General features: G+C 76.6%; 1 protein-coding gene. It reads right to left on the bottom strand.

What is annotated here, in order from left to right:
- The coding region (locus ABZ449_RS37055; RefSeq protein WP_360355058.1) for an SDR family NAD(P)-dependent oxidoreductase at positions 1–7,576 on the bottom strand (7,576 nt) is incomplete at its 3' end.
- Positions 7,577–7,727 lie beyond the last annotated feature (151 nt).

Genomic DNA, 7,727 nt, shown 5'->3' with positions numbered 1-7,727 from the left:
GCCGGCCGTGCCGCATGGCCTGGACCGTCTTGATCACACTCGCCACGCCGGCCGCCTGCTGGGTGTGGCCGATGTTGGCCTTCACCGAGCCGACCCACAGCGGCTGCCCGTCGGGCCGGTCCTGCCCGTACGTGGCGAGCAGGGCCTGGGCCTCGATCGGGTCGCCGAGCGTGGTGCCGGTGCCGTGCGCCTCGACGGCGTCCACGTCGGCCGGGGTGATGCCCGCGTTGGCGAGGGCCTGCTCGATCACCCGCTGCTGGGAGGGGCCGTTGGGGGCGGTCAGGCCGTTGCTGGTGCCGTCGGAGTTCACGGCCGAGCCGCGCACCACCGCGAGGACCCGGTGGCCGTTGCGGCGGGCGTCGGAGAGCCGTTCGACCAGCAGGAGGCCGACGCCCTCGGAGAAGACGGTGCCGTCGGCGTCGGCACCGAACGGCTTGCAGTGCCCGTCGGGGGCCAGGCCGCGCTGGCGGCTGAAGCTGACGAAGACGCTCGGCGAGGGCATCACGGTGACGCCGCCGGCGAGGGCGAGGTCGCACTCGCCGTTGCGCAGCGACTGCACCGCCAGGTGCAGCGCCACCAGCGACGACGAGCACGCCGTGTCGACGGTCATCGCCGGGCCCTCCAGGCCGAGGGCGTACGCGATCCGGCCGGACGCGACGCTGCTGGCCGCTCCGGTCAGCAGGTAGCCCTCGACGGCCTGCGCCTCCCGCGACGCGCCGGCCGGGTAGCCGTAGGAGGTCATGCCGACGAAGACGCCGGTGCGGCTGCGCCGCAGCGTCCCGGCGGGGATGCCGGCCCGCTCCAGGGTCTCCCAGGCGGTCTCCAGCAGGACGCGCTGCTGCGGGTCGGTGCCCAGCGCCTCGCGCGGGCTCATGCCGAAGAACTCGGCGTCGAAGTGCCCGGCCTCCTCCAGGAAGCCGCCCCGGTCGACGTACGAGGTGCCGGGGTGGTCGGGGTCGGGGTGGAAGAGGCCGTCCAGGTCCCAGCCGCGGTCCTCGGGGAAGCCCGCGACCGTCTCCCGGCCGGTGTCGACGACGTCCCACAGGTCCTCCGGGGACCGGACGCCGCCCGGGTAGCGGCAGGCCATCGCGACGATCACGACCGGGTCGTCGGTGCCGCCGGGCGCGGCCCCGGCGCGCACGACGGCACCCTCGGCCCGGCCGCCCAGCCGCTCGCGCAGGTGCTCGGCGAGCGCGGCCGCGCTCGGGTGGTCGAAGACCAGGGTGGCGGGCAGCCGCAGGCCGGTCTCGGCGTTCAGGCGGTTGCGGAGCTCGACGGCGGTCAGTGAGTCGAACCCGATCTCCTGGAACGGGCGCCGGGGGTCGATCGTCTCCGGCGCGGGGTGGCCCAGTACGGCGCCGACGTTGCCGCGCACCAGGTCCAGCAGGAGGCCGCGCTGCTCGGCGTCGGAGCGGCCGGCGAGCTCCCGGGCCAGCGAGCCCTGCGCGGCCGCCCTGCCGCCGGCCCGGCGGCGGACGGGGCGCAGGAAGCCGCGCAGCACCGCGGGCGCCGACCGGGTCTCGGCCGCCGCCCGGACCGCGGCCAGGTTGATCCCGGCGGGGACGAGGTCGGGGCGGCCCCCGGCGAGCCCGGCGTCGAACAGCGCGAGCGCCTCGGCGTCCGACATGGTGGTGAGCAGGCTGTGCGCGACGGCGTGCCGCTTCTCCTCGAAGAGGTCGGCGGTGATGCCGCTGGCGCTCTCCCACAGGCCCCAGGCGAGCGAGACCGCGGGCAGGCCCAGCGCGTGCCGGTGGGCGGCCAGCGCGTCCAGGAAGGTGTTCCCGGCCGCGTAGTTGGCCTGCCCCGGGTTGCCGAGGGTGCCGGCGAGCGAGGAGAACAGCACGAACGCGCTGAGGTCGAGGTCGCGGGTGAGCTCGTGCAGGTGCCAGGCGGCGTCGACCTTGGGGCGGAGCACCGGGTCGAGCTGACCGGGCTCCAGGACGGTGACGGCGGCGTCGTCGGTGACGCCCGCGGAGTGCACGACGGCGGTGAGCGGGTGCTCGGGCGGGATCGTGCCGAGCACCCGGCGCAGCTGTTCCCGGTCGGCCGTGTCGCAGGCCAGTACGGTCACCTCGGCACCCGCCGCGGCCAGTTCGGCCCGGAGCTCGGCGGCGCCGGCCGCCTCGGGGCCGCGCCGGCCCACCAGCAGCAGCTGCCGGACGCCGTGCTCGGCGACCAGGTGCCGGGCCACCGCGGCGCCGAGCGTGCCGGTGCCGCCGGTCACCAGCACGGTGCCGTCGGCGGCGAGCGGCCTCGGGAGGGTGAGGACGAGCTTGCCGGTGTGCTGGGCCTGGCTCATCAGCCGGAACGCCCGGGGTGCCTGGCGGACGTCGAAGGCGCTGACCGGGAGGGGGCGCAGGACCCCCTCCTCGAACAGCCGGCCCAGCTCCGCGAGCATCCCCCGGACGTGGTCCGGGCCCGCCTCGACCGTCTCGAACGCCCGGTAGTCGACGCCCGGGTGGCTCGTCGCCACCTCGTCGGGGTCGCGGACGTCGGTCTTGCCCATCTCCAGGAAGGACCCGCCACGGGGCAGCAGGCGCAGCGAGGCGTCCACGAAGTCGCCGGCCAGTGAGTCCAGGACGACGTCGACGCCCTCCCCACCGGTCGCGGCCCGGAACTCCTCCTCGAAGCCGAGCGTCCGGGAGTCCGCGATGTGCGCGTCGTCGAAGCCCGCCGCGCGCAGCGTGTCCCACTTGGGGCGGCTCGCGGTCGCGAAGACCTCCGCGCCCCAGTGCCGGGCCAGTTGGACGGCGGCCATGCCGACCCCGCCGGTGGCGGCGTGCACGAGCAGCCGCTGCCCGGACCGCAGCCCCGCCAGGTCGTGGAGCGCGTAGTAGGCGGTCAGGAACGCGACCGGCGCCGCGGCGGCCTGGACGAACGTCCAGCCGGACGGCACCCGGGTCAGCGCCCGCCGGTCGGCCACCGCCACCGGGCCGACCGCGCCCTCCGGGAACAGCCCCATGACGGCGTCGCCGGGCGCCAGGTCCGTGACGTCCGGGCCGGCCTCCAGCACCACGCCGGCGGCCTCGCTGCCGATGGCCGCCTCGCCCGGGTAGAGGCCGAGCGCGATGAGCACGTCGCGGAAGTTCACCCCGGCGGCCCGGACGGCGACCCGCACCTCCCCGGCCTCCAGGGGTCGTTCGAGGGCGGGGGAGGGCTCCAGGACGAGGTTGTCGACGGTGCCCGCCGCGGTGGTCGACAGCCGCCAGGCGGCGGCGTCCGCGGGCGGGGTCAGCAGCGCCTCGGTGTCGGCGTGGATCAGCCGGGCCGCGAAGGCGGCGCCGTCGCGCAGGGCGAGCTGCGGCTCCTGAGCGGAGAGGGCCTCGGGCAGCCGTCGTACGGAGGACTCCCGGCCGTCGAGGTCCACCAGGGCGAAGCGGTCCGGCCGCTCCAGCTGGGCGACCCGGACGAAGCCCCAGGCGGGGGCGGTGGACAGGCCGGTGACGTGCTCCCCGGCCCGGACGGCGACGGCGCGCTCGGTGACCACGACCAGCCGGCTGTCCTCCAGCCGCTCGTCGGCGAGCCACTGCCGGACCAGGCGGTGGATCCGGTGGGTGGTGGCATGGGCGCCGTCGATCGGCTCCCCGGCCCCGGTGTCCGGGCCCGCGCCGTCCTCGGCCGGGTCCTGCGCCGCGGCGAACACGACCACCGTCGCCGGGAGCGGCACGCCCGCGTCGGCCTCGTGCAGCAGCGCCGCGAGGTCGTCGGCCGTCCGCGGCCGCGCACCGAGCCACTCGAGGGGGTGCGGGAAGGCGCCGAGCACCGCCCAGCCGGCCGGGTCGTCCCGCTCGGCGGGGGCGGTCACCGGCTGCCAGGAGAGGCGGAACAGCGTGTCCCGGCGGCCGGCCGGCGCGGCGCCCCGGTCGGCGGTGAGCGGCCGTACGGTCAGCGCCTCCACCGAGGCCACCGGTGCGCCGCCGCGGTCCGTGACCGACAGCGCGACGGTCTCCGGTCCGGACAGCGTGAGCCGCACCCGCACCGCCGTCGCCCCGACGGCGTGCACGGCCACCCCGCGCCAGGCGAACGGCAGCCTCGTCCGGCCGTCGTGCTCGGCGCCGCTCAGCGCCGTCACGTGCAGCGCCGCGTCGAACAGCGCCGGGTGCAGGGCGAAGCCCCGGACGTCCGTGCCGGAGGGCAGCTCGACCTCGGCGAACAGGTCGTCGCCCAGCCGCCAGGCGGCCCGCAGCCCCCGGAAGACCGGGCCGTACTCCAGGCCGAGGGCGCCGAGCCGCGGGTACACCTCCGCCGTCTCCAGGCGGGTCGCCCCCGCCGGGGGCCACTCCTCGGCGGGCCGCTCCGCCGCCGGTGCCGACGGGGCCAGCACCCCGGTCGCGTGGCGGGTCCACGGGAGGTCCTCGGAATCCCGGTCGTCGTCCTGCGGCTGCGCGTGGATGCCGATGGCGCGTTCGCCGTCCGGCCCCGGCGCGCCGACCACCACCTGGATCCGCACCGCCTCCCGGCCGGGCAGGACCAGCGGGGCGTGCAGGGCCAGCTCGGCCAGTTCGCCGCAGCCGACCCGGAACGCCGCGTGCAGGGCGAGCTCGGCGAACGCGGTGGCCGGCACGATCACCGAGCCGTGCACCGCGTGGTCGGCCAGCCACGGGTGGGTGCGCAGCGACAGCCGTCCGGAGAACAGGTGGCCGGTGCCGTCGGCCAGTACGGTCTCGGCCGCCAGCAGCGGGTGGTCCGCCGAGCCCAGCCCGGCCGACCGGACGTCGCCGGCCGCCCCGGCCGCCTCCGGCCAGTAGCGCTCCCCGGCGAAGGCGTAGGTCGGGAGGTCGACGGGCGTCCGCGGGCGGACGGCCGCGATCCGCGTCCAGTCCGGGCGGGCGCCGTTGACGTGCGCCTCGGCGAAGGACTCCAGCAGCCGGGCCCGTCCGCCGTGGTCGCGCCGCAGGGTGCCGTGCGCGACCGCCTCGGCGCCGGCGTCCTCGATCGTCTCCTGGACCGGGGTGGTGAGCACCGGGTGCGCGCTCACCTCGACGAACAGCGTGTGCCCGTCGGCCAGCAGGGCCCGGGTGGCCTCCTCGAACCGCACCGGCTGCCGCAGGTTGCGGTACCAGTAGGCCGGGTCGAGGGCCTCGTCCGCGCCGAGCGGTGCGGCGGTGACGGTCGAGTAGAACGGGATGTCGACCGGCTGCGGCACGATCCCGGCCAGCGCCTCCCCGATCCGCTCGCGGACGGCCTCCACGTACGGGGTGTGCGAGGCGTAGTCCACCGGGATCAGCCGGGCCGGGACCCGCTCGGCCCGGCAGGAGTCGACCAGCTCCCGCAGTTCCTCCGGTGCGCCCGCCACCACCGTGGAGCCCGGGGCGTTCACCGCGGCGATGCTCAGGCTCCGCCGGTCGGGGTGATCCAGCAGCCGGGCGGTCTGCGCCGCCGGCAGCGGGACGGAGGCCATGCCGCCGGTGCCGGCGAGGTCGAGCAGGGCGCGGCTGCGCAGCGCCACGATCCGCGCGGCGTCGTCCAGTGACAGCGCCCCGGCGATGTGGGCGGCCGCGATCTCGCCCTGGGAATGGCCCACCACGGCGTCCGGCTCGACCCCGGCGGCCTGCCACACGCGCGCCAGCGAGACCATCACGGCGAACAGCGCCGGCTGCACCACGTCGACCCGTTCCAGGGTCGGGGCGCCCGGCGCGCCGCGCAGCACGTCGAGCAGCGACCAGTCGGTGTACGGGGCGAGGGCGTCGGCGCAGGCGTGCAGGTGCTCGCGGAAGACCTCGGAGTCGTCGAGCAGGTCGACCGCCATCCGCTCCCACTGGGAGCCCTGCCCGGGGAACACGAACACCGTCCGGGCCGCGGTGCCCCGGCCGCGGACGACCCGGGCACCGGGCTTGCCGTCGGCCAGCGCCCGCAGGCCCTCCACCAGCTCCTCACGGGTGCCGGCGGCGACGGCCGCGCGGTGCTCGTGGTGCTCGCGCTCGACGGCCAGCGCGTGGGCGGCGTCGGCGGACGGGAGCTCCGGGCGGGCGGTCGCGAAGTCCAGCAGCCGCTGGGCCTGGCCGCGCAGGGAGCGCTCGCTGCGGGCCGACAGCAGCCAGGGGAGCTCGCCCCCGGCCAGGACGGGCGGGGCGGCGGACCCGGTGGCGGCGGGCGCGGCGGCGGGGACGGCCGGTGCGGCGTCGGGGACGGCCTGGTCCGGCGCGGTCGGCTCCGGGCGCGGCGGCGCGGCCTCCAGGACGATGTGCGCGTTGGTCCCGCCGACGCCGAACGAGGAGACGGCGGCGCGGCGGGGCCGCCCGCTCTCCGGCCACGGCCGCGCGGAGGTCAGCAGCCGGACGTCGCCCGCCTCCCAGTCCACGTGCGGAGTCGGGGCGTCGACGTGCAGGGTCTTCGGGAGCAGCCCGTGCTGCAGCGCCAGCACCATCTTGATGACGCCCGCCACCCCGGCGGCGCCCTGCGGGTGGCCGATGTTGGACTTCACCGAGCCCAGCCAGAGCGGCTCGCCGCCGGGCCGGTCCTGGCCGTAGGTGGCGAGCAGGGCCTGGGCCTCGATCGGGTCGCCGAGCGTGGTGCCGGTGCCGTGCGCCTCGACGGCGTCGATGTCCCCGGCGGTCAGCCGGGCATCGGCCAGCGCCAGCTCGATCACCCGTTGCTGGGACGGTCCGTTGGGCGAGGTCAGGCCGTTGCTGGCGCCGTCCGAGTTGACCGCCGAGCCGCGCAGCACGGCCAGCACGCGGTCACCGTCCCGGTGGGCGTCCGACAGCCGCCGCAGCATCAGGAGGCCGACGCCCTCGCCCCACCCGAGGCCGTCGGCGGCGGCGGCGAACGGCTTGCAGCGCCCGTCCGGGGCCAGGCCGCGCTGGCGGCTGAACTCGGTGTACCAGGCGGAGGTGGCCATGATGGTGACCCCGCCGGTCAGGGCCCGGTCGCACTCGCCGCCGCGCAGCGCCCGGATCGCCAGGTGCAGGGCCGCCGCGGAGGAGGAGCAGGCGGTGTCCACCGTGAGCGCCGGGCCCTCCAGCCCGTACGCGTAGGCGATCCGCCCGGACATGATGCTGCTCTGGGTGCCGGTCAGGACGTAGCCCTCGACCTGGTCGACGGCCGGCCCGAGGCTCTGGTTGTAGGTCTGGCCGATGCTGCCGACGAACACCCCGGTACGGGTTCCGCGCAGCGCCGCGGGCGGGATTCCGGCCCGCTCGAAGGTCTCCCACGCGACCTCGAGCAGCTGGCGCTGCTGCGGGTCCATCGCGAGGGCCTCGCGGGGGCTGATTCCGAAGAAGTCGGCGTCGAACCGGTCGGCGCCCTCCAGGAACGAGCCGTCCCGGGTGTAGCTCTTGCCCGGGGCGTCGGGGTCGGGGTCGTAGATGTCGTCGATGTCCCAGCCGCGGTCGCCGGGGACGCGGGTGACGGCGTCCCGCTCCGCCAGCAGCAGTTCCCAGAGGGCCTCCGGCGAGTCCACCCCGCCGGGGAAGCGGCAGCCCATGGACACCACCGCGATGGGCTCGTGCTCCCGGTCCTCGACCTCCGCGAGGCGTCGGCGCACCTGACGGAGACCAGCGGTCGTCCGGTTCAGATAGTCACGCAGCTTCGCCTCGTTGGCCGTCTGGCCCAGATCAGCCGAGTCGGAACTCATCCGCTTTCCCCGCCTCGCATCGGTCAATAGGAATTTCTGCCGAGAATCGCACCGGGCGCTAACGGCGGCCTTGGCCGGTGCTAAAACCGAGCAGCGGAACGGCGGGATCCGGTGGGAATTCGGCCGGTTTTAGCGTGAATTTAAAGAGGGG

The sequence above is a fragment of the Kitasatospora sp. NPDC005856 genome (assembly GCF_040629945.1).
In the GTDB taxonomy this organism is placed as follows: Bacteria; Actinomycetota; Actinomycetes; order Streptomycetales; family Streptomycetaceae; genus Kitasatospora.
This window is presented reverse-complemented; position numbering and strand designations above follow the sequence as displayed.